This is a genomic window from Caballeronia udeis, from assembly GCF_044909315.1.
GTDB classification, from domain to species: domain Bacteria; phylum Pseudomonadota; class Gammaproteobacteria; order Burkholderiales; family Burkholderiaceae; genus Caballeronia; species Caballeronia udeis_A.
In genome coordinates this window covers 1-25,181 of the sequence record NZ_JBIYEB010000027.1, presented here as the reverse complement: position 1 = coordinate 25,181, position 25,181 = coordinate 1, and the positions used below count along the sequence as shown (strand labels likewise).

Below are 25,181 nucleotides of genomic sequence, written 5' to 3'. Positions count from 1 at the left end.
TAGGAAAAACCATCATGCAATCCGCCGCCATTCCGCTTACCCTGCTAACGGGCTTTCTCGGTTCGGGCAAGACCACGTTGCTGAATCGCCTGCTGCCACAACCGGCGCTGGGCCGCTGTGCGGTGGTGATCAACGAACTCGGCGCGATTGGTCTCGATCATCTGTTCATCAGCACCTCGCGCGACGAAACCATCGCGATGCTGGAAAATGGCTGCCTGTGCTGCGGCGTGCGCGACGAACTGGCTGCGACCGTGGCCGATCTGCTGGAGCGCCGCGCGCGTGGCGAGATTCCCGCTTTCGAGCGGATCTTGATCGAGACCACGGGGCTTGCGCGACCCGGCCCGGTGATCTCGCTGCTGCTGGGTGATGCGGCGCTTGAAGGTCGTTTGCAACTCGATGGCATCGTGACGACCGTCGATGCGAAACACGGCGCCGCGCAACTTGCCCGGCATGAGGAATCGCGTCAGCAGGTGGCGGTCGCGGACCGGCTGTTGCTGACCAAGGTTGAACTGGTCGATGCACCCGCGCTTGCCGACCTCGAAGCAGCGCTTGAGACGCTGAATCCGGGTGCGCCGCGCATCCCGGTGCGCAGCGGCGAGATTGATGCGCAACAGCTGCTCGACATCCTGACGCCGCGTGCCTTGCGGCCCTGGTTGCGCGCCGAGCCTGCGCCGCGCAAGTTGCTCATGCGTGGCGCGACCGCGTCACGCGCGGCCCATCCGGATATCGACAGCTTCTGCCTGACTTACTCACAACCACTGCCAATGCAGGCATTCGAAACCGCGCTGACCGTACTGCTCGGTTATCACGGCGAGCGCATCCTGCGGGTCAAGGGGATTGGTAATTTCATCGGCGAATCGCGGCCTGTGGTATTTCATGGCGTGCAGCAGTTGCTGCATGAGCCGTTGCGGCTCGAAGAGTGGCCCGACGACGATCACACGACCCGGCTCGTGTTTATCGTGCAGGGTCTTGCCAGGTCGGTGATCGAGGAAACGATCACGCATTTTCTGCTTGAAGCCGGTGTGGATGAACCGGCGGGAGGAGATGCAACGCTCACGGCATGACCCTGACTGTGATTGAGGGTGTGCCGCGCATTCGCACCGCTCGCGCCCTGGCGTCATGCCGCGGGTACGTTCGCTCCGACCGTTCGCGCAAATGTCGAGCTACATCGGCGGTTTGACGCCATTCTTCTCGACAATCACGCTGACTGCACTCATTTGCCGATGATCACTCGGGACCACGACTGCGAACACCGACGCTCCCGGCTTTAGATCGGCAAAAGCTGCCGGCGCGAAGGTGACAACCGGCGCTGAGTTCGGTACTGAGACCGCGAGTGTCTTGTTGCCATAGCTCACGTCAAGGTCACGGGCGTCGGGTTTTTCTATTATCGATGTTACCGTGGCGCCCGTCATGGTGCTTCCCGGCGCCAGATCCCAGTCGTAATGACCTTCTCCGGTTCCGCGCCGCTCCTCCCTGAATATCATGACCTCCATTGCCTGGACGCCACTGGCCGTTGGAGTCCCCGCAGCACCGACATAGGTGCCGGGCTTGATGGTGGCAGGATCAACGGGCTTGACCGCCGCGAACCGCGTACGGTCTTCGAGCGCCAGCTTCATATGCGCACCCTCACGGGTCAACACCGTGAACTCACGGCCGTCAACCGATTCGATCTGACCTCGAACATGCGTTGAAGCGAAGAACTGGTTGATTTGCCGGGCAATATCGACATGGTCCTCCTCCAGCGCGAAGTGACCCGTATCGTAGTAGTGAACCGATGCATCGGGCACCTCCTGCTTGACGGCTTCGGCGCCCGCCGGCAAGAAGATCGGGTCGTTCTTGCCCCACACCACGAGTGTCCGCGGCTGGTGCATGCGCAGATAAGCCTGCCACACTGGAAACGATGCGACGTTGCTTGGAATGTTGAGCTGCAGGTCGGTCATGATCCGGCGGCTGTCGGGGTTCGCAAGGGCAACCGCATCGTTCGTCCAGGCATCAGGATTGAGCGCCGCGGGATTGCGCGCGCCATGCTGATAGAGCAGCAGCGCAGTCGCGAGCGATACATGGCTCTCTGCCAACGCACGCTTCTCCGGCGTGATCTCGCCGGAGATCGCTTCGTCACGCTTGCGCCGCGAGGGATCAACGCCGGCTTCGGACACAATGGCATTCTGAAAAATGAGTCCGGAGATCCAGTCCGGATGATGCACGGCCATGCGCATTCCCACTGGACCGCCGAAGTCGGTCATGTAGACGATGAGATGCGGATCGCCAAGACCCGCGACAAAGTTTTCGATCACGGTCGTCACGTTGTCGAAGGTGGGAGTGAACTTGTCAGCCGGCGGCGCGTCGCTATACCCCATGCCCGGGTAGTCCGGCGCCACCACATGGAAATTGTCGGACAGCAGCGGAATCAGATCGCGGAACTCGTGAGACGAAGAGGGAAAGCCGTGGAGAAGCAGCAGAGTCGGTTTCGATTTGTCTCCGGCCTCTCGATAGAAGATCTTGATGCCGTCAACGGTGGCGTAGTGGTATGAGACCTCAGCCGCCTGCGTACCGGCGCACGCAAGAGAGAGTACGAAAGCTGCAAGCGCGCATACCGCACGTCGCATCAGTTTAGGGAGCAGCAACATGAAGTGTTCCTTTTTGGTGATCGGTACTGGGGTCGTGGCTGGTTCAGACATATGCACGGCAGCGATAAAACAATCTCACTTCACATCGCCACAATGAACTTGCACACACCGAAACCAATAGATGCAAATCCGGACCTGTTGCATTTGCCATGGAACAGGATCTCGTCTCCATCCTCAAGATAACTTCGCGTTTCGTTCGCGGAGAATGAGAGCGGGGTTTTCCCGTCATCGGTCAATTCGAGAAGGCTGCCCGCGGACCCGGGTTCGGTACCGGAAATTGTCCCGGTGCCGATCAGGTCGCCGGGAAGCAGATTGCAACCACCCATCGTATGGTGCGAAACCATCTGCGCAGCGGTCCAGTAAAGCTCGCGTGTCGATGTCGCTGAGACGCGTCTCGGCGAAAGGCGTGCGTCGCGCATGCGCCTGGACGTGATCGAGACTTCCAGGTCGACAGAAATGGCGCCGCTTTCGGCATCTTCGCGGCCATCAAGGTAATGCAGAAGTGGCGGCTCGCAAGATGTGCGGGCACGCCGGTTCGTCCGGAACGGCATCAACGCCTCAGGCGTGATGATCCACGGCGAGACCACCGATCCAAAGTTCTTCGCGAGGAAGGGACCAAGAGGCTGCGATTCCCAGGCCTGAATATCACGCGCTGACAAATCGTTTAGAAGACAGTAGCCGCCTATATGCTCGTGAGCGTTATCAACAGGGATCGGCGTACCGAGAGCATTGCCGCTGCCAATCCAGATTCCCAACTCGAGTTCGAAGTCCAGCTTTCGCGATGGCGCGACTATGGGAGCCGCGTCGTCTTTCAAACGAAGCTGCCCGGCCGGCCGGAGTATTTCAATGCCGGACACGCGGACCGATGAAGCGCGGCCGTGATACGCAATTGGAAGGTGCGCGTAGTTCGGGAACATATCTCCCGGAATTTGGTGGCGACGTGCGGCATACGCTGCGTGATGCACCCCGGCAAAGAAGTCCGTGTAGTTGCCGACTCGTACAGGAAGTTGGAGCGTGCACTCGGATGACTCATGCAAAAGCAGCGATGTCGCGCCTTTCTGCCTCAGGATTCGCGATGTCGAGTCGGTGAGGAAGGCGGAAAGGAATTGGCGCAACCCGCGCCGGGCCGCCGCCCCGAGTGCAAGAAAACCATTGAGATTTTCCGCGTAGGCAAGAGGCGCGAGGATTGTCCTGGCATCGGGAGACGCCATTTCATATAGCACCCTCAAATCCAGAATTTTGTCACCAATCGCGACTCCGGCACGTGCCGGTCCGCGGCGAGGCATGAAAATGCCGAGTGGAAGATTCTGCACCGGAAAATCCGGATGACCGTTGGCACTCGTTACCCAGCTTTCAAGGCCCATGTCATGAGTTGAGTCGATACTGTTCACCATTGCAATACCTTCCTGGGTGGTTCTCGCTATATCAGGCCGATGCAGTGCGTCTTGCCGTATCGCGCCCGTGACGTGCATGAACGCGACGGGGCGCGCCGAAAGTGTCAGTCAGGAAGGACCGCTACCGCTCGTGTCCAGCCGGCACTTGCGGCGCGGATTTTCGTAGGAAAACAAATGATTGTGAAACCCTTCGACGGCAGAATCTCGAGGTTGTGAAGCTTTTCGATCTGGCAGTAAGCGGCCTCGCGTCCGGCCTTATGACCCTCCCAGATAAGGCTGGCGTCACCGGTCTCGGCAAAGCGCTTCGCCGTGTGCACAAAAGGCGCGTCCCAGCTCCAGCCATCGGTTCCAACCACGCGCACGCCTTTCGATGCCAGATGCAGCGTCGCTGCGCGTCCCATTCCGCATCCACGTGATACGTAGTCATCCTGACCATATCGTTGACCAGCGCGTGTGTTGACCACCACAATTTCCTGGGGCATCAACGTGTGGCCGATACGAGTGAGCTCAGCGTCGATTTCATCGGGTGTCACTACATGGCCGTCAGGCAAATGACGGAAGTCGAGTTTGACTCCGGGTTGCATGAACCAGTCGAGCGGCACCTCGTCGATCGTCATCGCGCGAGCGCCGCCATCCATGGTTGGGTGGTAATGCCACGGCGCATCGACATGCGTACCGTTGTGGGTCGAAAGCCTGATCGACTCCACAGCCCAGCCCATTGCTTCGGGCAACCGTTCGACCGTCATGCCGGGAAACAATGCAACCAAGGCAGGCCCCGTCGCGGCATGGGCGGTGTATTCGATCGAGGGACGCAACGCGGCAGGATCGGCGATCGTGTCGTTGTCGAGTGCGATGGAAATATCGATTAGTCGCTGCACTGTTCTTCTCCGGATAGTAATGACTCGATGAACGCGCCGGTGATGCATTCATCCCGTTGATGTGTTTCAGACGATGAAGGTCATGCCCGCTTCAGCTCCATGCCGGCCGACGCAATCGGCTGACGGACCAGCAGCCCGACGAACGAAAACGAAAACGTCATGACGCCCAGAACGGTCCACGCGCTCGCCGGGCTATACGACAGCGCGACCTTGCCGTACAAGGCGGGCATGACTACGCCGCCAACCGCGGCGATGGTCAGCATCAATCCGCTGGCAATGGGCACGTCTGCGAGTGGAATCCTGTCGCGATGCGCGCCGGGCACTGCGATCCAGACAACGAAGCTGAGGGTTCCAAATGCCCCGATCACGGCGGCGGCAATCTGCAAGCCCGCGATATCGAGAAGTGGAACAAACACGGTCGCCACTGCCTCGATACAACATGCGCCGATGATGGTCGGTACCAGACCGAACAGGCGGTCCGCGCACCAGCCACCGATCGCCCCGCCAATGAAGCCGCTCAGCAGCAGGATCGTGCTGAGCTTGTTCGCTGCATGAGCGCTCGCATGCAAATGCGATATCGCGTATGTGGGCAGAAGTTCGACTGCGGTGAAGTAGCTGCCGTAGCCGGCGAGCAGGGACGCGCCCAACAGCCAGAGGTCGCGGTTATAGAACGTGCGTCGAAACACGGCCATGCCCAAATGGCTGCCACCCAGACTTTCCTTGCGCGATTCGGGAGGAGTCGGAAACACGAAAATCAGCGCGGCGAAGGTGCCTGCACCAACAATTGCGCCGAGCATCAATGCGTCACGCCAGCCGGACGTGGCCACGATCCCTTCCCAGAGATAAAGTCCCAGCGCCGCGCCCGCCGTGAAAGCAACGCCCGTGATCAAGCCATTGGCGGTTGCCAGTTCATGGTCCCGGAACCATGCAGCCGTGAGACCGATTGCGCTGCCAAGGTAGATTGATCCGCCGACACCGCAAACAAAGCGACCGATCAGGAGTATGTCCAGGCTGGACGCGTGGGCCGAGATCAGCGTGCCGAGAGTTTCAACAGCTACGCCGAAGAGGATGTCGAACCGGAGCCCGAACACCTCGGCCAGCACTCCGCCTGGAATATGGGCCACGCCGTAGCCCGCGATAAACATTCCAACGACGATGCCCAATTGCGGAAGAGCCAGATGCATGTCCGCAACAAGTCCGCCGAACGCCGGGACGATGTTGAACCAGTTCAGCGTGAACTGGAGGAACGAAAAGAAAATGATGATCAAGGCCAGCCAGCGGTTTTTCATCGTGAACCTTCATGCGGCGGTAAGCGCCACGCCGGAACTGCGAGGACAAGTACGTACAAGTAACTCTCGAACGACCGGACTGCGTTCTGGGTCCCGGCCTTTTGCAAATATGGACACCATGGCCGCGGAGTAAGGATCTACGCGGGGCGGCTCCGCTCGCCGCCGTCCACCCGTGCACAATGCCTTCAAGAGGGGAGTCTGTACAATTGATCTTGCTGGCATGATGTATCCACACGGTCAATGGAACGGTGCGATGCGGTTCAACAAACTCGACTTGAATCAACTGGTGGTTTTGGACGCGCTCCTGAGCGAACGCAGCGTGACAAGAGCTGCACAGCGGCTATTCCTGAGCCAGTCTGCGACGAGTTCCGCCATGGCCCGGCTACGCGAATATTTCGATGACGAGTTGTTGGTTCAGGTAGGCAAGGCAATGGTCCTGACGCCCAGGGCGGAAGGCCTGAGACGCCCGGTCCGCGAGGTGTTACGGCAAATTCAGGTAATCACCAACGACAGTCCTGAGTTTGATCCCGCAACCTCGGATCGAAAGATCGTGGTGGAGACGTCCGACTACGTGATCAGTGTGTTTCTCGGAGAGGTCCTGAGGCGTGCATCCGTCGAGGCACCGCTCATGAGGTTCCGCGTGCGTACCGCCGCGACATTGGGGCTTTCCCATCTGGACAATGCGGAAATCGATCTGCTTATTACACCCGACTTCCGCGCCGGGTCGGCTCATCCCGCCGAACCCATATTCGAGGATTCGTGGTCATGCCTGGCATGGGCGGAAAACGACCGGATTGGAGACGACCTTACGTTGGACCGGTATCTCGAGCTGGGTCACGTGATCATGGAGTGGGCAGGCGGAGCAATTGTCACATCTGACAGCCACGCTGCAGCCGCGTTGGGATATGTCCGCCGAGCGGAGGTAACCGCGGAGACGTTTCGAGTCGTCCCGCATTTCCTGGTCGGGACCCGACGCATCGCTACCTTGCAGACCCGTCTTGCATTGATGCTACAGCGCGACTTACCGTCACTAAGGTTGCTTCCTTGCCCCTATCCCATTCCCAAGCTTGTCGAAGTCGTTCAGTACAACAAGTTCCAGGAGCGTGATCCGGCGCTGCTTTGGTTTAGACAGATCATGCGGGAAGTTGCGCTAGCGAGCTAGTGCCATATTTTTTACCCAGACCTGTTTCCGGACATCGACCCATTTGGGTCCTTTGCCTTTCCGCGAAGCGGTCATTCAACGTTGGGGCGAATTCGTTCGTCTTGCGCGTTATGGCAGGCTAGCCCATTCGCTGTTATTCGGTCACTCCACGGGCATGCGACCAGTCGGTGTGTCGCAAGCCGCTGCCAGGAAGAGGTCAGGAAAAACAAAAGACCGCTGCCCTCACGGACAGCGGTCTTTTCTACGATGGGTGGCAACTGCGGCGCCGATCACAATTACAACTGCGCCCTATGCGATTGAAGCGCTTGGTTGCCTTGCATTTATTCGCACCTGGTTGTCACCATTGATTGCTGTTATTGGCCAGCCGGCGACGCTGTGCTCGGGGTCGCAAGCGTGTTGTTAACCCCGAAAGCGGGGGTGCCGGAGGTTGAGCTGTTGCTCATGCTATTCGGCGTGCCCGAGTTCGGTGACCCGGCGGCCTTGCCGCTTTCCGAGTTGTTGACGCCAGGCGTGCCGTAGCTGCTCGTTGCAGCGGCGGGCGAGACGGTGCTCGGGGTCGCCAGCGTGTTGTTCTGCGCATAAGCGCCGCCCGACAGCGCGAGTGCGGCGACGGCCGCGATTAATGTGCTGGTTGTCTTGTTCATGACTCGTGTCTCCTTGATTGGACTGGAATTTCGATGCAGACGATCCATTCGTATTTCTCCATAGCTGTCGTTGTACGCTTGGCTCGTGGCGATCAAACCCGCGCTACCGGTCGTAGTGGTGCGCGTGAAGCAAACCACAGATCGCCGCTCCGCGCTGGCACGAGACACGTACTTCATTCTTGGAAAGAATCTACGCCTGCCTAAGGCCCGCCCAGGTGACTGGCACCTCGTTCAGGCCCGCGATGCACTCCATGTCTCAATCAGCTCAAGCGACAGTCAATAAGGTTTCTCACACCGGTATTGCACAGTATTGACGGCATAGAATGCACCGACAGCGCGGGGTCGAACCCGTAGCAGCTGATACCAAGTTTAGGGAAACGGTCGCTGATAATTAAGCGCATTATTCGCAAGGGTTAATTGCGATTTTTGGTGTTATTCCTAATGGGGTCCCGGCCCCAATCCGAGAAGCGGGGAGGTGAGCAAACTTGCAAACCTGACGCGTCGCCCTCTAAAACCTTGACGGACTTCAAAGGGTCGCTGGTCCGTACGTCAGCAATGACTCGTGCCATGCGTTCGGCCGTTTGCTTAAGGCATGTGCGAGAAGCCTATCGGAGTTCTGATTGAAAGTTAGTCAGCCAATTTCTCATATAGTGACCAGACATAGCCGTCGGGTTCTGGCTCCGGGTACAGTCCTACGCGGATAAAGCCAAGCGACTCGTAGTAGGCGCATAGCTTCGCGTTGTGGACGGCGCAGTCGAGTCGAATGAAACGCCGGTTCAAGCCGCTCACCTTGTGAGCGCACCAATCAAGCATGAAGTTGCCAAGTCCACGTCCGTTGGAGCCTTTCCGCACAGAAAGCCCATGCACATAACCGGCGATCGGTTCTTGAGGTCCCCAATGCCTTTCATCGTCTAGTTCGAACGAAAACGTCCCGGCCGGAGTGCCCTCCAGCTCAACGACATACACTTCTTTTTCAGAGACATTGTTTCGTACCCACTTCTCGGAGAATCCATCCCCTTCCTTGCCCCACGCATAATCGCCATGAGCCACCTTCTTCGCATGCGCATCGTTCCGGATCTGCGTAAGAACTGATACGTCCTCTGCCGTTGCTCTGCGGATGCTTTTCGAGGTCGTCACTCATATCTCCGTTGAGGAGTCTCTGTGAAAAAAAACGCTCATCTCGGTTCAACGGTTAAGTCGTTAGACGAGATGGGCGCGCAGGATGGATCCGTTGTGACGCGTTCACTTTGCCGCCAACGCGAAGAATTTCTTACAATTCCATATCAACCGTCGTGTCTGATCCTCAGCCGGATTGTTCGCGATCCCGGTGCTCATGTCGAATTGCCCTGACCGACCGGACTCGGTCCGACGCCGAGCTGCGGCAGCTTACCCAGTGGATCCGAATACGCCATGTTGGAGAACGTGCGACCCGGTAAGTCGAAGGAATACGCGCTTACCAATTCACTTTCTTTAACGAGTCGGAATCTGCTGCGAATAACTGTTTCGCCAGATTTAAAGATCTGATGGTCCGTGTAAGATGTCTTTAATATCAATGTCTGGCTCAGTTTGGCTGGGTGTGGTATTTGTATCTTATTGACGCGCGACGTGATTGTTCCCATGCGTCCCGGCGCGATGCGCGTACACTAGCCGCTGTTTTAGGGAAGAGGCCCGCGGGGGAATCCCCTCCGCGCGCATGCAGCACCTCTTTGATCGCCCACTGACGCGGCATTTTGCCGGTCACGGTGTCGTGGCTAATGAAGACTCCGACGAAGGTCGCAGACCGGAACGCCGCTAATTTGGCAGCCATCGGTCTTGCAGGCGTAGCCTGTTCGCCAAACGGACAGACTGCGTGAGGCCCGCGGCGCACCCGCCATTAAAAAGCGATTCCTTCCCCGCCAACCCATGTTGAGCAATACGCTGTTGAATACCCATATAACTTCAAAGAACGACTTTTATCATGCAAACGGAAATGCCCACCCTTAAAGAACTGCTCGCGCAACGCGAAGCGCTTCAGGACCAATTGAATGTCGCCCGACAGCGCCAGGCTGAAATCGTCCTCGCTGAAATAGTCGCCAAGATGGGCGAATACAAGATCTCGCTCGCGGAACTGATGGGACACAGGAATCCCGTCAAGGCGACGGCCCCGGCGGCCGCGGCTGCCGTAACAACCGCAGCGCCGAAATATCGTGACGCAGTGAGCGGTGCGACCTGGTCCGGACGTGGCCGGGCTCCTCATTGGATCGCCGACAAAAACCGCGACGAGTTCCTGGTAAATGCCTGAACGGGTGTCCTTGCGCGGCGCGGCGGCCTATCGTCGAATCCGGCGCCACGGCACGCCATAGCGTGATGCAAACCATCCGCGCTTATGGGATTCAATAGATCCCGGATACCCGATGAAAGAACTTGAGCAGCGCTTAAGACCCAGTTGAAGACCAGTTGACGCCATCGCCCGTTGTTGAACAAGCGGGCTTGTTGTGCGTCGCATGTTCGGATAGACAAGATACTGCCCGCGATACAGCATTGACGCACCAGGCGAGATGCGAGCTATACTCAAGCAGTTGCATATGCATCTTATTTTTTTGCGCTGCCTATGTTCTACGGGTGCTAAGAGGGTGCTTAATTGCGGTAAAGCAACGGCGTTGGGTTCCCTCGCTGCTAATCGACTCTGGAATGTCATGTTCACGGACTGCTACTGCACACAATTCCGTCGCTCTGCAAACGCTTTGACGAGCGTCTACGACGACGCGCTCCGGCCGATCGGATTAAAAATCACGCAATTCTCGCTTCTCCGTGCGCTCGAGCGTCTCGGGTCGGCGACCTTCACTGAAATCGCGGTGGAAGCGGCGCTGGACAAGACCACTATCTCGAGAAATCTCAAGGTCCTCATCGACGCCGGCTGGGTCAAGGTCGGTAGCGAAGAAGACGCCCGTTTCAAGGTCGCCACCCTGAGCAAGGAAGGTTTAAAAATGCTCCGGCGTGCGGAGCCTCACTGGCAGGTCGCCCAGAAGCAGGTTGAAAGCGAAGTTCAAAAGTTCATGAAGGGGCCGGCGAGCAAGCGGTTGTTGGAAGCGCTCGAAACGCTTCAGGGTGTAGGGCGGGAGGGTTGACGCTCGTGGCAGTTTCGATTTGACGGGTAAACACGTGTATCTGACCGGTTCTGCAAACAATAAGATGTAGATACAACTATTGAATCTGAGTGTTTATTTACTCTACTAGTTGTAGCTGCAACTGTTGGTTGTTTCGAGCGATGCGCAGTGATGTGGTTGTATATGCAACAGATTGAATGAAACAACGAACACGTAATTTTACTGCTCAAGGAGGGGTTATATGCCGACCTATATTGTTTCTGCGGCCAGCGGGCGCCTGTCTGACGATGCCAAAAAACGTATTGCGGAAGAGATCACCCGGATTCACAATCAGGCGACCGGTGCTCAGTCTTTCTTCGCGCAGGTAATATTCAACGAGGTGCCCCAAGGCAACCACTTTGTAGGTGGAAATCCGCTTCGCTCGGAGCAGATTTTTGTGCACGGACATATTCGCGCGGGTCGCAGCGCTGAGCGCAAGCGGGAGCTGCTCGAGGGCATTGTCGACGCGATTTCGAAAATCACGTCCGTCGCCAAACGATTCGTCTGGGCGTACCTGTCTGAATTGCCTCCGGCGCAGATGATCGAATACGGTCATGTTCTACCGGAACCCGGTTCTGAGCAAAGCTGGCTTTCGTCGTTGCCTGCTGAAGATCGCGACTACATGCAAAGCGTCTGAAAAGCACGTCTGATGCATTCGGCACCGCATCCACGCCTAAGAGGGTGATCGATCGATGTTCAACGTGAACATTGATCGATCGCTTGTACAAACGAATCCTGCAACGCCGGATCCTGGAAAAATGCTTCGAGGGAACGGTGTTCATCGTTTGCGAACGCCTGAAGGCACTGTGCATTATTGGCGCGGCTGCTTGAGCCTGAGCAGGCAAGTGCGGCCAGGAGCGCTGCTATTCCAACAATGACTATGGCGGCGCCGGTGACTCGCGCCGACGACCCTTTCCACCCCATACGCTTTTCAAGCACGGCGATGCCACGCAACTCGTTATCCATTTAATAGCTCCCTTTATGATTAGCAAGACAACTATTTATCATTAAAAAAAGCCGTTGGACTTACACCAGCGCCTTCCTCACGCCGTGCATGGACGTGACAGCCGACTCGAACAACTCCGGGCCGATCTTTGCGCGCAAGGTCCGCGCAATCCTGGCGCTGGCATTGTTGATTGGCCGATCGAGCGCCAGACCGGCGGGCGTTGCATGGACTGCCCACTCCCGGCCATCTTCCTTGACTTGACGGCGTTCGACTAATTGCTTTTCGCAGAGACTGTCGATAAGCCTGGTTGCAGTAGGGCGCGCTATGCCCAGCATCTCGGCCACCTGACTGCTGAGGCAACCGGGCGTAGCCAGCACGACCCGGAGCACGAATCCCTGCGGCGGCGTCAGCCCGAATTCTGCATAGGCGGCCGTCCACTCCCGTTCCACGAGGCGGGCGAGGGCAGCAGAATTGAAGTAAAGGCAATGATCGAACATGACCGCATTGAACCACATAATAGTTAGCAAGGCAATTAATTGAGAGTGTGTTGTTCCCGTGAATTGCCGTGCGGAAACCGTGGCGTGCACGGTAGGCGGAAGGGGCGTTCCGCTCCGCGCCTGGTCACCCGCTAATGAATGGCGTGGCCGCTCGCCTGTCGGCTATCTCGCGGCACCTGGCGCATGCAGATGATTGCGCGCTGGCTCAGCCGACCAGGCCGGCCAAGCGCGAGAAACGAGACAAATTCCGGTGTCGCGCAGCGGCTCGGATACGAATCCGGGCCCGCGCTCAACCGGGCATTCACACGTCCTGGGAGATGTCCACCCGGCGCGCCGCGCGTGTTGCCCAAAAGGGCCCCAAGCGCGAGCGCCCGGGCGCTCGATCAGAACGACCGCAAGAACCAGAACGATCAGAACGTCTGGCGGATACCGACGCGCACGAGCGTCTGGGTATTGCTCGCAGACGAGATGCCGTTTCCAACGTCGCCTACCGACGCAGTCGCGTTGACAGTATTGCCGTATGGATCCAGCGTCTTGCCGCTCGCCTTCTGATAACCGACGAGTGCATAGAGCGACGTCCGCTTCGACAGGTTATAGAACGACGCGAGGTTGAACTGGTTGTACTTGGGAGCTGATGCGCCATTGATCGAGCTGCCGCTGGTGTAGTCGTAACCCGCGGCTACTCGCAAGGCCGGTGTCGCCTGATACGACACGGTCAGGCCGGCCGAGTTGAAGGTTTCCGTGCCCTTGAATACCGAGAAGTTGCCGGCCGTGTATTGTGTGTTGCTATACGACAGTCCAAGCGTCACCAGCCCGATCTGATACGTACTGGCTGCGGCGATGATCTGCTGGTTCCGGGCCGATGCAAAACCTTCGTTGATCGACGACGAGAACGTGCCGTCGTACGAACCGGTCCAGGCGCCACCGTTGGCGCCGTAGGTATTGTTCGCCTGCATGTACGCTGCGCCGATCGAAAACGGGCCGTTCGCGTATTGACCGCCGAGACTCCACGTGCTCTGGTTCTTGATACTGCCCGCCTGACCGCCGAATCCGTAGAGCGCGCCGAACTGGAGACCTGAGAACGATGGGCTCGTGTACTTGATCGAGTTGTTCTCGCGGGACTGGTTGTCGATGTTGTCCAGGTCACCCGGATGCGCGCCCATGCCCGTCAGGAAGTTGCCGGCGCTGAGCGAGCCGACGAAGTCCACGATCGGGTCGTACTGGCGTCCGAGCGTGACCTTGCCGTACTTCGTACTTGAGAGACCCATCCATGCCTGGCGGCCAAACTCGCGACTGCCCTGGCCGAGCTGGCCGGTACCAATGTTGAAACCGTTCTCCAACTGGAAGATCGCCGCGAGACCGCCGCCCAGATCTTCATTGCCCTTGAGGCCCCAGCGGTCGCCCGACCACGTGCCGCTTGCGAAGGCATAGCTCGAGGCGTTGGTATAAACAACCGGTTTGCCCGCCGCGCCGGTCGACTGGGCGACACGCTGGCCGCTGGTATAACCCAGGCCTGCGTCGACAATACCGTATAGCGTGACATTGCTCTGCGCAAAAGCGGCAGGCAAGACGCTGTTCAGCGCCAGGAATGCAAATGCTGTTTTTTTCAACATGATAAGGATACCTAGTTATCAAATAAAAGATGAAAACCTGATTCGGATGATGGTTCTGCCTGAGTGCCGGTGATGCAAGCCTGGCGGTCTGCGGTGAGTGCCCGAGACCGGATCGATCCTTCAACGGTGACTGTCTACCTCCTCTCTGATGCCAGCCAGTTTGCAACCCTGACGGTAAGCGAGTCCGCGTCTTCGAACTCCTCCGCGCCCGGCACCTGCGGTGCGCCGAGCAACGTAAATACCGGCTTGCCCCACTGCAGGCCAAGCGCCATTTCAGACAGCGTGCCGAGCCCGCCACCCACTGCAATCAAACACACCGAGGCACGCGCGATCAGCGCGTTGCGGGTGATCCCCAGCCCTGTCGGAAGCGCCACGGTCAGGTATTCGTTGGCCGCGGCAGCATCGTCTTCAGGCAGTAGTCCGATCACCACACCCCCGGCGGCTTTCGCTCCGCAGGCGGCTGCTTCCATCACACCGCCCTTGCCACCGCAAAGAAGCGCCATTCCGGTGCTGGCCAGCACATAAGCAATGCCTCGGGCTGCTGTGAGTTGCTCCGCTGTCGCCAGGCGCGGACCGATCATCCCTACCGGTGTTGCATGTCGCGCCGGACCAGCCTGGCGAACGGCCAGCTTTTGCAGCGCGAGAAAAGCGTTATTCGACCAATCAAGTTCTCCGTTGCCGAGCAAGGCATTCCCCTAAGGCAAGAACACAGGTACAACCGGCGGTCAGCACCAGAGACAGGGCTGCAGCCAGCGGGAAATCCGTCTGTCCGTCGGACAGTTTCAGGTACATCAGCAGCGGCAGGATGTTGACCTGCGTGCCTGCCAGTGCGAGCGCGGTGCCGTAGGTTCCAAGCGCTATCGATGTCACGAGGCACCACGCGGCGGCAATCGACGGCCACAACTCACGCAACGCGACATCGAAAAGCGCGCGCAACGGCGTGGCGCCCAACGTCAGTGCCGCTTCAAGCGGCCGGCGATCCAGGTTCGCGATAGCCGGAAAGAGCATCAACGCGACGCGCGGGATCAGGTAATACGCATACGCCACGACCAGCCCCGTGGTGGTGTAGATCAATGAGCCGACGCTGGCGGGATCGGCCCCTAGGTGTGCAAGGAGGTTCGTCACGAACCCGGCGCGGCCGAACGCGAGAATGAATCCGTATGCAATCACCAGCCCGGAGAACGCGAGTGGAACGCCGAGCATGGCGAGCAGCCAGCGGCGGCGTCCGGGTGGCTGCGCGGCGAGTGCTACCGCCAGCGGCAAGCCGATCGCCAGCGACACCGTGCCGGCCCCGACCGCCAGGGCGATCGAGTTGCCCAGCGCGCTGATCACCAGCGGGTCCTGTGCCAGCCGCACGAACGCGGAGCCATGATCCGCCCCGGCAGACACCACCAGTGCACCCAGCGGCAAGGCAAAGAACAGCGCTAGCAGGAGTCCCGCCGGGACCCCACCGAAGCGGCGTGCGAGGCCGCCTCCGTTCATCGACGAGACGTCCATCAGGCGCCCCTTACTTCGCGAGCGCAGCCTGCGCCCACAGTTGGTCGACCTCGGCCTTCTTCTCCGCGGCTTTCACCACGTCGAGCGGATGAACCTGCGGTACGTCAGGCATCTTCGCGCGGATCTCCGTCGACAGCGGCACGCCCGGCACCGCAGGGCGCACATACCCCTGCGCGAACAGCGACTGGCCGACATCGCTCATGACCAGGTTCAACCAGAGTTGTGCGGCGTCCGGGTTCGGCCCGTTCTTGACGAGACTCATGGCATAAGGCGCCGACACCGTGGCTTCCTTCGGAATCACCACTTCGGCCGCGTCGCCCATGCCGTCCGTGTATTTCGCTTTCAAGCCGTCGTTTTCATAGCCGATCAGGATCGGGATCTCGCCCTTGACGAACTTCGCGTAGGGCGTGGTGCCTTCCACGCGCATCACGTTGCCCGCTTCGCGCAGCTTGCCGAAGAAGTCAGCGCCCGGCTTCGGGTTGTCGACGCTGCCGCCGAACGCATAGGCTGCCGCGAACACCGCGACTTGTCCCTGGCCCGTCGAGCGCGGGTCGAGATAAACCACCGAGTTCTTGTACTCGGGCTTCAGCAGGTCGGCCCAGCTATGCGGCACGTCCTTGACCAGTTTCGTGTTGACCAGAAACGCGATGTTCAGCGAATGCACCGTGAACCAGCGTCCGTCGCGTTCACGGAACACCGGTGTCAGCTTGTCGAAGTTGACCGGCTTGAATGGCGTTACAACGTCCTTGCCGGCCGCATCCAGTGCGGACGCCGCGAAGTAGTACGCCGTGTCCGCCAGCGGGCGCCGGCGGGCCTTGTCGAGGGCAACCACGGTCGCGGCCGAACCAATGTCGTTATAAGTGATCTCGACCTTCGGGTAACGCTTCTTGAACTCGGCGAACAGCGACTTCCAGTTGGCCCATTCCGGACCGGTGTCGAACGAAACTACCAGGCCTTCGTCCGCAGCCTTCGCGTACAACGCTTCTTCCCCGGCATAAAGCGGCGCCGCGGGTGCGGCATGAGCCGCAGGCGCCATGCTCAGGACAGACAGCGCGCAGACGAATCCGGCGGCTAGCCGGAGTCGTGGGAAAAGACCAAGCCCTGCAACCATTGTGGTTCTCCGTGAAACGAAATTGAATAAGGAAACTGATGAGTTAAGCGGCCAATATGCGCAGATGTTCCGGTGCGATGGCGATGGTGTGCTCCGCGAGCTGACGCCCCTCGCACAACAGCGGTTGACGCGCTGCATCCGGGATGAAGTCATAGCGGCAAGTCGCGCCGAAATAGCGCACCTCGGTCCTGCGGCCAGCCAGCCGGTTGAGCGAGGTTTCCGGCGGATCGGGCTGCACGTGTTCAGGGCGCACCAGCACGTCGACCTTGTCGCCCGGCCGGAAGGCGCCCGTATCGGCGTAGAGGATGGCGAACGAAACATCGACGGTATTCGTGCCGACAACCCGCCCCTGCATCACGCTCGAATGCCCGACGAAGCGTGCGACCTGGCTCGAGACCGGCTGCGTATAGAGACGCTCGGGCGTGTCCACTTGCAACACGCGGCCACCGTCGACGACCGCAACCCGGTCCGCGAGGCTCAGCGCTTCATCCTGATCGTGCGTAACCAGTAGCGTGGTGGCGCCGCATGCACGTTGCAGCGAGCGGATCTCGTCGCGGAGTTGCTGGCGAATGCCGGCATCCAGGGCCGCAAGCGGTTCGTCGAGCAGCAATACCTTCGGATCGAACGCGAGCGCGCGCCAGTGCAACGCGTTGTTGCTGGCCGCCGGAGAGCAGCGTGGTGCTGCGGGCGGCATGCTCGGTGAGACCGACCCGCGCCAGCATATCGAGCGCGCGGGCCCGGCGTTTCGCCGCGCTCATGCCGCGCATCCGCAGCCCGTAGGCCACGTTGTCCATTACGCTCAAATGAGGGAAGAGCGCGTATTGCTGGAACACCATGCCGACCTCGCGCCGCCATACAGGAACGCGCGCCACGTCGCGGCCGTTGATCTCGATACGTCCTTGATAACCATTGAGAAGTCCGGCGGTCAGCCGAAGGATGGTCGACTTGCCGGAACCGCTGCGGCCCATCACGGCCAGCAGTTCGCCGGGTTCAACCGAGAGCGTGACGGCTTCAATGCCGTGCTGTGCCCCGGGGTAGCTGAAGCTCACGTTTTCGAAAAGGAGGCTCATCGTTTTACTTCAGTCTTTGAACAGTGTTGACCGACACGAGTGTCGCGATTACCGCCAGGCAAAGCAGCACCACGGTGGCCGCGCAGGCCATGCCGGTTGCGCCATAGAACGCCTGCAGCAGCACGACCGGATAGTTGCGGTAACGAAAACCCGCGATCAGGTTGGAGACCTGGAATTCGCCTATGGAGAGCGCTGCCACCATCACGAGCCCGGAGAAGAGGCTCTGCCGGAGATTGGGCAGCACGATCGTGACGAACTGCCGCATCGGGGTGGCGCCTAGCGTGGCGGCGGATGCTTCGAGACGTTCGATACCGAGGTGACGCAGATCGCTTAGCAGCGTTTGCGTCAGGTAGGGAAGTGTGAGCACTGTATGGGCGGCAATCAGGAGCGGCAGGGACCCGAGCCAGGGCAGCGTGTCGCCGCTGAAGATGGCGATGTAACCAAATCCGAGCGTGAGCCCAGGCACGCCCACAGGCAGCAGCGCAACGAGCCGTGCGGTCAAGCCGCGCCCGGAGAGCGAGCGGTAGTGCAGGGCATAAGCTAACGGCAGGCCCACGGCCGCGGTCGCGCAGCAACAGGCCAGCGCGACTATCAGGCTCACGCCGAAGGCGCGCCGGAAGCTGGTGTCGGCGGCAAGGTCGGTAAACCAGTGGCCCGTGATGCCTGTCGGCAGGACCGTGTTTGTCCATGTCTCGCCGAAGGATCCAACCAATAAAAGCACGATTGGCAGCAGCATGTAGATCGCAAAGAGCGCGACGACGAGCTGCAGCGCAATGCGTCCGGCCGATAGGGGCCGCCGGGAACTACGATGAACGTGAACGCCTGGCCGGATAGCCGGTGCGATGGGAGTTTGCATGGGAGCACTGGTAGGAAGGCGGATCGAAACCGGCCCGCCTTGAATCAACAGGGTGTCAGGTTTCGGATTGCTTGCAATTGTGCGGAGACGACATGGCATCGTCATGAAAAAAACGTACAAAGCTCGCACTGCGCTGTGCGCAGCCGGAACATACCGAGGCAACCCGCTGGACCGCCGATGAAACATCATTACCCGAACGTCGCCGAACTACTCGCATTCACCAGTGCTGCCAAGCATTTGAATTTCTCGCGGGCCGCACGCGAACTCGGTCTGACGCCTAGCGCCGTCAGCCGCCAGATTGCCGCGCTGGAGACGCTGTTCGGCGTGCAGCTTTTTATCCGCGACGGCCGTAACCTCGCACTGACTCCGTCGGGCAGCCGCTATCTCGACCGTGTCGCCAGCCCGTTGCTCAACATCGGCAACGCATCGCTCGAGATGATGAGCGCGGGTGGGCAGAGCGATCTGCTGACCATCGCGAGCGTGCCGACGTTCACGACGAAATGGCTGATTCCGCGATTGCCGGATTTCCTGTCCAGCACGCCGGGCGTCACGATCAGTTTCACGCGCCACCTGGCGCACGGCGATGCGTTTCCGCTGGATCTGGACGCGGCGATTCGCTATGGCGACGGCACGTGGGACGGGGTGGTGTGCGATTACATCGATGGCCGCAGGTTTTTGCTGGTGTGCGCGCCCGATTATCAGTCGAAGCGTCCGCTGCGCTGCCTGCAGGACGCAGCCGATGCTGCGCGGCTGTTGCATGGGCAGGCCGGGCGGGTATGGGGGCAATGGGCCGACTTCTACTGCGTGTGCAATATGAACGCGCTGGCGGGGCCCAGGTTCGAGCAATATTCGGTGTTGATCCAGGCGGCGCAGGCAGGTCTTGGACTGGCACTGGTGCCTGAGTTTCTGGTCCGCGATACCCTCGCGGCAGGCACGCTGGTGGAACCGTTATCGGCGCCTGTCGATGTCGAGCAAGGACATTATCTTTGCTATTTTCCGGAGCGGATTGAAACCCGGCCAGCCTTGAAGCATTTTCGTCAATGGGTGATGTCGCAGGTTTGAAGGGCGCTGGCAGGATCACGCCCAGCCCACCGATGTCCGCTTCGACAACGCATATTCAGCCGTCAGGTTGTTTTACGCCGCGTACTTTCTGTGCCGAAAACGCATTTCCGTCGCATTTCCATCGATACCTATTTGCAAATCGGGATTTCTTGGTTTGTGATGGTTTCTCGTGCCGTTACTCTCCTCAGCTATTGCAGCCGATTCACTGCTACCTGGTCGATAATGTCGAAACGCGCTTGAGCGGCCAAAAACACTTTCCCTTTAAAAACGACAGTTCAACTGAGGTCATCATCCCCATGGGAATCGCAAAATCAATCAAGGCATGGGGCGCCGCGGCGCTCGTCCTGACCATTTCCAACGCTTCCATTGCCTATGCCGCGGACTCGGTCACCGTCGCGTCGAAGATCGACACGGAGGGCAATCTGCTGGGGAACATGATTGCGCAGGTGCTGAAGTCGCACGGCATTGCGGTCTCCGACAAGATCGGCCTCGGGACCACGCCGATCGTGCGCAAGGCCATCACGACCGGCGAAATCGACATCTATCCGGAATACACCGGCAACGCCGCGTTTTTCTTCAACAAGGCCGACGACCCGCTCTGGAAGAATGCGGACCAAGGCTATGAAGAAGCCGCCAAGCTCGACTACGCGGCCAACAAGATCGTCTGGCTGACGCCCGCGCCGGCCAATAACACCTGGGCCGTAGCCCTGCTCGGAACCGTGGCGAAAGCCAACAAGGTCAAGACCTTCGAGGACTTCGGCAAGTGGGTGTCGGCGGGCGGTCAGGTCAAGCTCGCGGCATCGGCGGAGTTCGTCAATACCGCTGCCGCGCTGCCGTCGTTCGAAAAGACCTATGCATTCAAGCTGAAACCTGAACAACTGCTCGTGCTCTCGGGCGGCGACACAGCGGCAACGATCAAGGCGGCCGCCGAGCAAACCGACAAGGTCAACGCCGCCATGGTCTACGGCACGGACGGCGGCATAGCAGCCGCGGGCCTGGTCGTGCTGGAGGACAACAAGAACGTGCAACCCGTCTACGCGCCCACGCCGGTGATCCGCGAGAGCGTGCTGAAAGCGCACCCGGAGATTGCCGGCTACCTCAAGCCGGTATTTGCCAGTCTTGACCTGAAGACCCTTCGGACGTTGAACGGCCGCATTCAGGTCAACGGCGAGCCGGCTGCAGCGGTAGCGGCGAGCTATCTGAAATCCAAGGGCGTCGTTAAATGATTGCCGGGACCGGGTCCGACGCACGGGACGACGCACGCGCCCGCGAGACACCGGCTGCGGCCGTTGCGCAGCAGGGTGCGGGCGCCTTGCGTATCGACAAAGTCGGTTCGCTGATCGCAGCGCTGGCCTTGTTCGCGCTGGTGTTCGAACCGTTCGTGACGTTTCGGGCGAACCGGATCGTGTCGGGCAAAGGTCTCGGGTTCACCGACATCTTCACCGCCGGGCAGGCGTGGGCGTTTCTTGCGGTGCTCGCCGCGGGGGCGCTGTTCGCGTTGCTGCGCAGCCGCCCGACGCTTCGGTTTGCGGTCGGCGTGGTCCTGCTCCTGACTCTCTGCGTGCTGCTGGGCCTTGTGCCTGCGCATCTCGTCACCGCCGACAACCCGTTGGCGCGGGTGTCGCCCGCCGGTGGTTTCTGGATCCTGTTCTTCGCGTTCTCGGTGCTGGTGACCGACGCTATCGCCAAGCTCTCGTTTGGACCGGTCCGGGATCTCCTTGCGCTTGCACTGGCCGCGGCTGCGACAGCCGCCATCCTGAGCAGTGGATTGTGGAGCGGGCTGTCGGTCATGCAGGAGTACGCGAATCACGCCGATACCTTCTGGCTCGAAGCAGCCCGCCACGTCGAACTCGTCACGGGGTCGGTTGCGGCGGCGGTCCTGATCGGCGTGCCGCTGGGCGTAGCGTGTGCGAAGTTGCCGGCGTTGCGTGCTGTCACGTTGCCGGTGCTCAACATTGTCCAGACCATTCCGAGTATCGCGATGTACGGGTTGATGATGGTTCCGCTCGCACTGCTTGCCTCCCGGTTCCCGCTGCTCGGTTCGCTGGGCATTCGCGGTATTGGTGTTGCGCCTGCGGGAATTGCGTTGTTCCTCTATTCGCTGCTGCCGGTCGCGGCAAGCGTCGTGGTGGGTTTTACGCAGCTTCCGCACGAGAGCGTTGAAGCGGCCGTGGCCATGGGCATGACGCCGCGCCAGCGGCTCTTTGCGATTGAACTGCCGCTTGCGTTGCCGGTCATCCTCACGGGTGTGCGCATCGTGCTGGTCCAGAACATCGGGCTCGCGACCGTGGCTGCGCTGATCGGCGGGGGCGGTTTCGGTACCTTTGTTTTCCAGGGTCTCGGACAAGCGGCGACTGATCTCGTGCTGCTCGGCGCCGTGCCAACCATCGCGCTTGGTCTTGCTGCGGCAATCGTGTTCAACGCCGTGACTGAGCTCGCTAAAAGACGCCACTAAGGGACGTCACTAAAGGACGCCACGTATGATCGAAATCGAAAAAATCAGCCGGCGTTTCGGCGATATCGTCGCGGTTGACGACGTCTCGCTCACCATCGAACGCGGCACCATCACCGCGTTTGTCGGCACGTCCGGCAGCGGCAAGTCCACGCTCCTGCGCATGATCAACCGCCTGATCGCGCCCACGAGCGGCACCATCCGCATCGACGGACGCGACACGGCAACGTTGCCGGCCGAGGTTCTGCGGCGCGGGATTGGTTATGTGATCCAGGGTAACGGCCTGTTTCCGCATTGGACGGTGGCCCGCAATATCGCGACTGTTCCGCGCTTGCTGGGGTGGAGTGCGGCCAGGATCGACGAGCGTGTGCGCGAGTTGCTGGCGCTCTTCAATCTCGACGCCGATGCCTACCTCGACAAGTATCCCCATCAGCTTTCGGGCGGTCAGCAGCAGCGTGTGGGCGTGGCCCGGGCGCTGGCCGCGGAGCCTGCAATCCTGCTGATGGACGAGCCGTTCGGCGCACTCGATCCCATCATTCGCGGCAAGGCACAGGAAGACTTGCTCGCACTTCAGCGGCGTCTGGGGATCACGGTCGTGATCGTCACGCATGACATGGAAGAGGCGTTGCATCTGGGCGACCGCATTGTGGTGATGGACGGCGGCCGTGTGCTTCAGGCCGCTACGCCCGCCGAGATCTTGCAGCGGCCCGCCCCGGGTTTTGTCGAGCGGTTGGTGGCAGGCGTTGACCGGCCGTTCCGGCTGCTGTCGCTGATTCCTGTCAGTGAAATCGCCGAAGCCGGCGCCGCCGAAGGTAACCCCATTGCCGGCACGCAAAGCCTTCGTGACGCGCTGTCCGAGTTGCTTTGGCGTGGCGCGCAGAGCTTGCCGGTTGCGTCGGCGGACGGTGCCGCGCAGAGGCGTATTTCGCTCGCCTCCATCCTGGCGCGCGCCGAGAGGTCCGCATGAAATCAGCCGCCTGGATAGCGCGTATCTTTGCGCTTGCCGTGCTGCTTACGCTGCTGTTCAAGCCGCCGGTGTTCCAGCCGCTGCTTGCACCGCTGGCTGAAAACGGCGCGCCGGCACTCTATGACCGGGCGAGCCTGCTGGACCTCACGCTTGCGCATCTCGCGCTCGTGGCGGGCGCCAGTCTGGTGGGTGCGGTGATTGCGTTGCTTGCCGGGATTTTCGTGACACGCGAGGCGGGTGCGGAATTCCTGCCGCTCGCGCGTAGCGCGGTGAATATCGGGCAGACGTTTCCGCCGGTGGTCGTGCTGGCGCTTGCGGTGCCGGTGGTCGGGTTTGGTGTCAAGCCAACCGTGGTCGCGTTGATTCTCTACGGTCTCCTGCCTATCTTCGAGAGCACCATAACTGGCCTGAAGGAGATTCCGTCCGCGACTATCGACGCGGCGAGAGGCATGGGCATGAGTGCAACGCGGCAATTGCTCACTGTCGAACTGCCGCTTGCGCTGCCGGTGATTCTCGCGGGCTTGCGCCTTTCCGTGGTGATCAACCTGGGGACAGCGACCATTGGTTCGACCGTGGCAGCGAAGGGGCTGGGAGACGTCATCATCGCCGGCCTGCAGACTTCGAATACGGCGTTTATCCTGCAGGGCGGGGTGATCGTCGGATTGCTTGCCGTGCTGATCTACGACGCGATGGGCCTTGCCGGGAGATTGGCTTCAAGACATGTGCCGGACGCTGCGGCGAGTGGGGCTTAGCGAGAAGCAATCGAGGGGTTTCCTTGCAATCATGCTCCTCGAGTAAACCTAAAGCTAAAAGCCGACCGGAGCCGGTCGGCTTTTAGCGTGCGGATTTTCCAGTTACTTCTTGAACTTGTTGCGCACGGCGTCGGCTGCTTCGCCGATCTTCGACTGCACCTTGCCTGCGATTTTCTCGGCGGCGCCTTCAGCTTGCGTCGTCCGGTTGCCTGTGACTTTGCCGATCGCTTCCTTGACGGAGCCGATCACTTGCTTGGCTGCACCTTCAACCCGATTCTTATCCATGACGTTTTTCCTTTAGAGAGCTTGCGTTCTCAACGTGCTAAAAGTACGTCTAGCGATGAGTGACTTTGCATACCTTCAACCCGGCGAACGCTTTCATTGTGCTCATTCAGTTCAATGGCCGATAGTCGCAAATGCATCAGTCCGGCTAGTGCATTTGAAGTGCCGCCACGCCTTGTATCACCGCGTATGACCAAACCAACCAAGCGCTGGAATCAAGTCGCACAATTCGTTCCCGGGGTGGGCAATGACCCTTGGCAATACACCCTCGGCAATGCTCCGGCCTGGTCCGTAACGCCGTTCAGTCAAGGTTCATTGAAAAAAAGCCGAGCTTGGGAGTTCGGCTTGGAACCTGCGGACTGGACGCTCGCGAATAAGCCGCGGTGCGGATGGCAGAGGGGCGAAAACCGGCCGTGAGGGACGTTCATGGCCGGTCCAGATCCAATGACGAATTTCTGTGGTCGACCCGGAGCTGACCGAGAGGCCGCCACAATGCGGTCATTCAAAGGTGGCTGCCTGGCCGCCAGACTCACTGTCGAGTTGACGACCTGCAAGCTAGCGACTAGTTGCGAACTCAGCGTAGGGAAAATTACTCGCGTCTAAAACTGAGAATAGCCCTTCCTATTGGATTTCCTGATACTAACGGATTCGGCATCCAGGCCGTACTGACGTCGAGCGTGTCTCCATCAAGCTTGTAGAATCGTTCCTGCTCAGTGCCGTTACAGGCTTCATTCCAAGATGAGTCAATCTTTGTGACGAATCTATCCCCATCTATCCGATACCGTCCTGTATAGGACATCACCGTACGGAAAAGCACCACCAGTTTCTCATCCGTATTCCCTGGCTCCCGCGCCTTTGCGGTAACTAGTACAACATCCCGTAAATAGGTTGAATAATTAACTACCTCGGTTATCATGACGGGATGAGCCGAGGCCGCCATGCAACGCCAGTGAAACT

Annotated in this window: 25 protein-coding genes and 1 pseudogene; 10 read left to right on the top strand and 16 right to left on the bottom strand. The window is 59.9% G+C overall.

Going from position 1 to position 25,181, the window contains the following annotated elements:
- The first annotated feature begins 14 nt into the window (after nucleotides 1-14).
- On the top strand, nucleotides 15-1,064 hold the full coding sequence (locus ABH944_RS33065; protein ID WP_404611532.1) for a CobW family GTP-binding protein: 1,050 nt from the start codon (nucleotides 15-17) through the stop codon (nucleotides 1,062-1,064).
- A gap of 99 nt (nucleotides 1,065-1,163) precedes the next feature.
- On the opposite strand, the gene ABH944_RS33060 is transcribed toward ABH944_RS33065, so the two are convergent.
- From ABH944_RS33060 to ABH944_RS33045, 4 genes are all read right to left on the bottom strand, one after another.
- Nucleotides 1,164-2,627, bottom strand: a complete 1,464-nt coding sequence (locus tag ABH944_RS33060; RefSeq protein ID WP_404611530.1) for an alpha/beta fold hydrolase — start codon at nucleotides 2,625-2,627, stop codon at nucleotides 1,164-1,166.
- 80 nt (nucleotides 2,628-2,707) lie between these two features.
- Nucleotides 2,708-4,021 carry a fumarylacetoacetase gene (gene fahA / locus ABH944_RS33055; protein ID WP_404611528.1) on the bottom strand — a complete coding sequence of 438 codons (1,314 nt, stop codon included), beginning with the start codon at nucleotides 4,019-4,021 and terminating at the stop codon, nucleotides 2,708-2,710.
- Between the two features lie 104 nt (nucleotides 4,022-4,125).
- Nucleotides 4,126-4,947, bottom strand: coding sequence for a cyclase family protein (locus ABH944_RS33050; protein ID WP_404611526.1), 822 nt, complete (start codon nucleotides 4,945-4,947; stop codon nucleotides 4,126-4,128).
- Between the two features lie 32 nt (nucleotides 4,948-4,979).
- Nucleotides 4,980-6,188, bottom strand: coding sequence for an MFS transporter (locus ABH944_RS33045; RefSeq protein ID WP_404611524.1), 1,209 nt, complete (start codon nucleotides 6,186-6,188; stop codon nucleotides 4,980-4,982).
- 253 nt (nucleotides 6,189-6,441) lie between these two features.
- Here ABH944_RS33045 and ABH944_RS33040 point away from each other — a divergent pair, with 253 nt between their 5' ends.
- Nucleotides 6,442-7,350, top strand: a complete 909-nt coding sequence (locus tag ABH944_RS33040; protein WP_404611522.1) for a LysR family transcriptional regulator — start codon at nucleotides 6,442-6,444, stop codon at nucleotides 7,348-7,350.
- 353 nt (nucleotides 7,351-7,703) lie between these two features.
- On the opposite strand, the gene ABH944_RS33035 is transcribed toward ABH944_RS33040, so the two are convergent.
- Nucleotides 7,704-7,994, bottom strand: a complete 291-nt coding sequence (locus tag ABH944_RS33035; protein ID WP_404611520.1) for a hypothetical protein — start codon at nucleotides 7,992-7,994, stop codon at nucleotides 7,704-7,706.
- Between the two features lie 627 nt (nucleotides 7,995-8,621).
- Nucleotides 8,622-9,131, bottom strand: coding sequence for a GNAT family N-acetyltransferase (locus tag ABH944_RS33030; protein ID WP_404611518.1), 510 nt, complete (start codon nucleotides 9,129-9,131; stop codon nucleotides 8,622-8,624).
- 832 nt (nucleotides 9,132-9,963) lie between these two features.
- Between ABH944_RS33030 and ABH944_RS33025 the strand changes: the two genes are divergently transcribed.
- The 3 genes from ABH944_RS33025 to ABH944_RS33015 all read left to right on the top strand — a co-directional run bounded on the left by ABH944_RS33025 (nucleotide 9,964) and on the right by ABH944_RS33015 (nucleotide 11,756).
- Entirely contained in the window at nucleotides 9,964-10,275 is a 312-nt protein-coding gene (locus tag ABH944_RS33025; protein ID WP_404611516.1) for an H-NS histone family protein, read from the top strand.
- A 283-nt stretch (nucleotides 10,276-10,558) separates the two neighbouring features.
- Nucleotides 10,559-11,101 (top strand): MarR family winged helix-turn-helix transcriptional regulator, encoded by a 543-nt coding sequence (locus ABH944_RS33020; RefSeq protein WP_404611514.1) that lies wholly within the window; start codon nucleotides 10,559-10,561, stop codon nucleotides 11,099-11,101.
- A gap of 220 nt (nucleotides 11,102-11,321) precedes the next feature.
- A complete protein-coding gene (locus tag ABH944_RS33015) occupies nucleotides 11,322-11,756 on the top strand; it encodes a tautomerase family protein (protein WP_404611512.1) in 435 nt (144 codons plus the stop codon).
- A 59-nt stretch (nucleotides 11,757-11,815) separates the two neighbouring features.
- On the opposite strand, the gene ABH944_RS33010 is transcribed toward ABH944_RS33015, so the two are convergent.
- The 8 genes and pseudogenes from ABH944_RS33010 to ABH944_RS32975 all read right to left on the bottom strand — a co-directional run bounded on the left by ABH944_RS33010 (nucleotide 11,816) and on the right by ABH944_RS32975 (nucleotide 18,709).
- Complete coding sequence (locus ABH944_RS33010) at nucleotides 11,816-12,085, bottom strand: hypothetical protein (RefSeq protein WP_404611510.1); 270 nt, start codon at nucleotides 12,083-12,085, stop codon at nucleotides 11,816-11,818.
- Between the two features lie 60 nt (nucleotides 12,086-12,145).
- Nucleotides 12,146-12,562 (bottom strand): MarR family winged helix-turn-helix transcriptional regulator, encoded by a 417-nt coding sequence (locus ABH944_RS33005; protein ID WP_404611508.1) that lies wholly within the window; start codon nucleotides 12,560-12,562, stop codon nucleotides 12,146-12,148.
- 410 nt (nucleotides 12,563-12,972) lie between these two features.
- Nucleotides 12,973-14,172: a porin gene (locus tag ABH944_RS33000; RefSeq protein WP_404611703.1), complete on the bottom strand. Its 1,200-nt coding sequence runs from the start codon at nucleotides 14,170-14,172 to the stop codon at nucleotides 12,973-12,975.
- Nucleotides 14,173-14,309: 137 nt separating this feature from the next.
- Entirely contained in the window at nucleotides 14,310-14,756 is a 447-nt protein-coding gene (locus ABH944_RS32995) for an SLOG cluster 4 domain-containing protein (RefSeq protein WP_404611700.1), read from the bottom strand.
- Nucleotides 14,757-14,838: 82 nt separating this feature from the next.
- Nucleotides 14,839-15,672, bottom strand: coding sequence for an ABC transporter permease (locus tag ABH944_RS32990; protein WP_404611506.1), 834 nt, complete (start codon nucleotides 15,670-15,672; stop codon nucleotides 14,839-14,841).
- A gap of 10 nt (nucleotides 15,673-15,682) precedes the next feature.
- A complete protein-coding gene (locus tag ABH944_RS32985; RefSeq protein WP_404611504.1) occupies nucleotides 15,683-16,783 on the bottom strand; it encodes an extracellular solute-binding protein in 1,101 nt (366 codons plus the stop codon).
- Between the two features lie 43 nt (nucleotides 16,784-16,826).
- A pseudogene (locus ABH944_RS32980) lies at nucleotides 16,827-17,853 on the bottom strand (ABC transporter ATP-binding protein).
- A 4-nt stretch (nucleotides 17,854-17,857) separates the two neighbouring features.
- Entirely contained in the window at nucleotides 17,858-18,709 is an 852-nt protein-coding gene (locus tag ABH944_RS32975) for an ABC transporter permease (protein WP_404611502.1), read from the bottom strand.
- A gap of 177 nt (nucleotides 18,710-18,886) precedes the next feature.
- Here ABH944_RS32975 and ABH944_RS32970 point away from each other — a divergent pair, with 177 nt between their 5' ends.
- From ABH944_RS32970 to ABH944_RS32950, 5 genes are all read left to right on the top strand, one after another.
- Entirely contained in the window at nucleotides 18,887-19,771 is an 885-nt protein-coding gene (locus tag ABH944_RS32970) for a LysR substrate-binding domain-containing protein (protein WP_404611500.1), read from the top strand.
- 296 nt (nucleotides 19,772-20,067) lie between these two features.
- A complete protein-coding gene (osmF, locus tag ABH944_RS32965; RefSeq protein ID WP_404611498.1) occupies nucleotides 20,068-20,997 on the top strand; it encodes a glycine betaine ABC transporter substrate-binding protein OsmF in 930 nt (309 codons plus the stop codon).
- On the top strand, nucleotides 20,994-22,226 hold the full coding sequence (locus ABH944_RS32960) for an ABC transporter permease (RefSeq protein ID WP_404611496.1): 1,233 nt from the start codon (nucleotides 20,994-20,996) through the stop codon (nucleotides 22,224-22,226). Before osmF ends, ABH944_RS32960 begins: the two co-directional genes overlap by 4 nt.
- 25 nt (nucleotides 22,227-22,251) lie before the next feature.
- On the top strand, nucleotides 22,252-23,190 hold the full coding sequence (locus ABH944_RS32955) for an ABC transporter ATP-binding protein (protein WP_404611494.1): 939 nt from the start codon (nucleotides 22,252-22,254) through the stop codon (nucleotides 23,188-23,190).
- Nucleotides 23,187-23,942, top strand: coding sequence for an ABC transporter permease (locus ABH944_RS32950; RefSeq protein ID WP_404611492.1), 756 nt, complete (start codon nucleotides 23,187-23,189; stop codon nucleotides 23,940-23,942). The genes ABH944_RS32955 and ABH944_RS32950 overlap by 4 nt, the downstream gene beginning before the upstream one ends.
- Before the next feature lie 102 nt (nucleotides 23,943-24,044).
- Here ABH944_RS32950 and ABH944_RS32945 read toward each other — a convergent pair whose 3' ends face one another.
- A complete protein-coding gene (locus tag ABH944_RS32945; protein WP_404611490.1) occupies nucleotides 24,045-24,227 on the bottom strand; it encodes a CsbD family protein in 183 nt (60 codons plus the stop codon).
- Between the two features lie 586 nt (nucleotides 24,228-24,813).
- Nucleotides 24,814-25,181, bottom strand: a 368-nt coding sequence (locus ABH944_RS32940; RefSeq protein WP_404611488.1) for a lipocalin-like domain-containing protein, incomplete at its 5' end; no start/stop codon positions are given.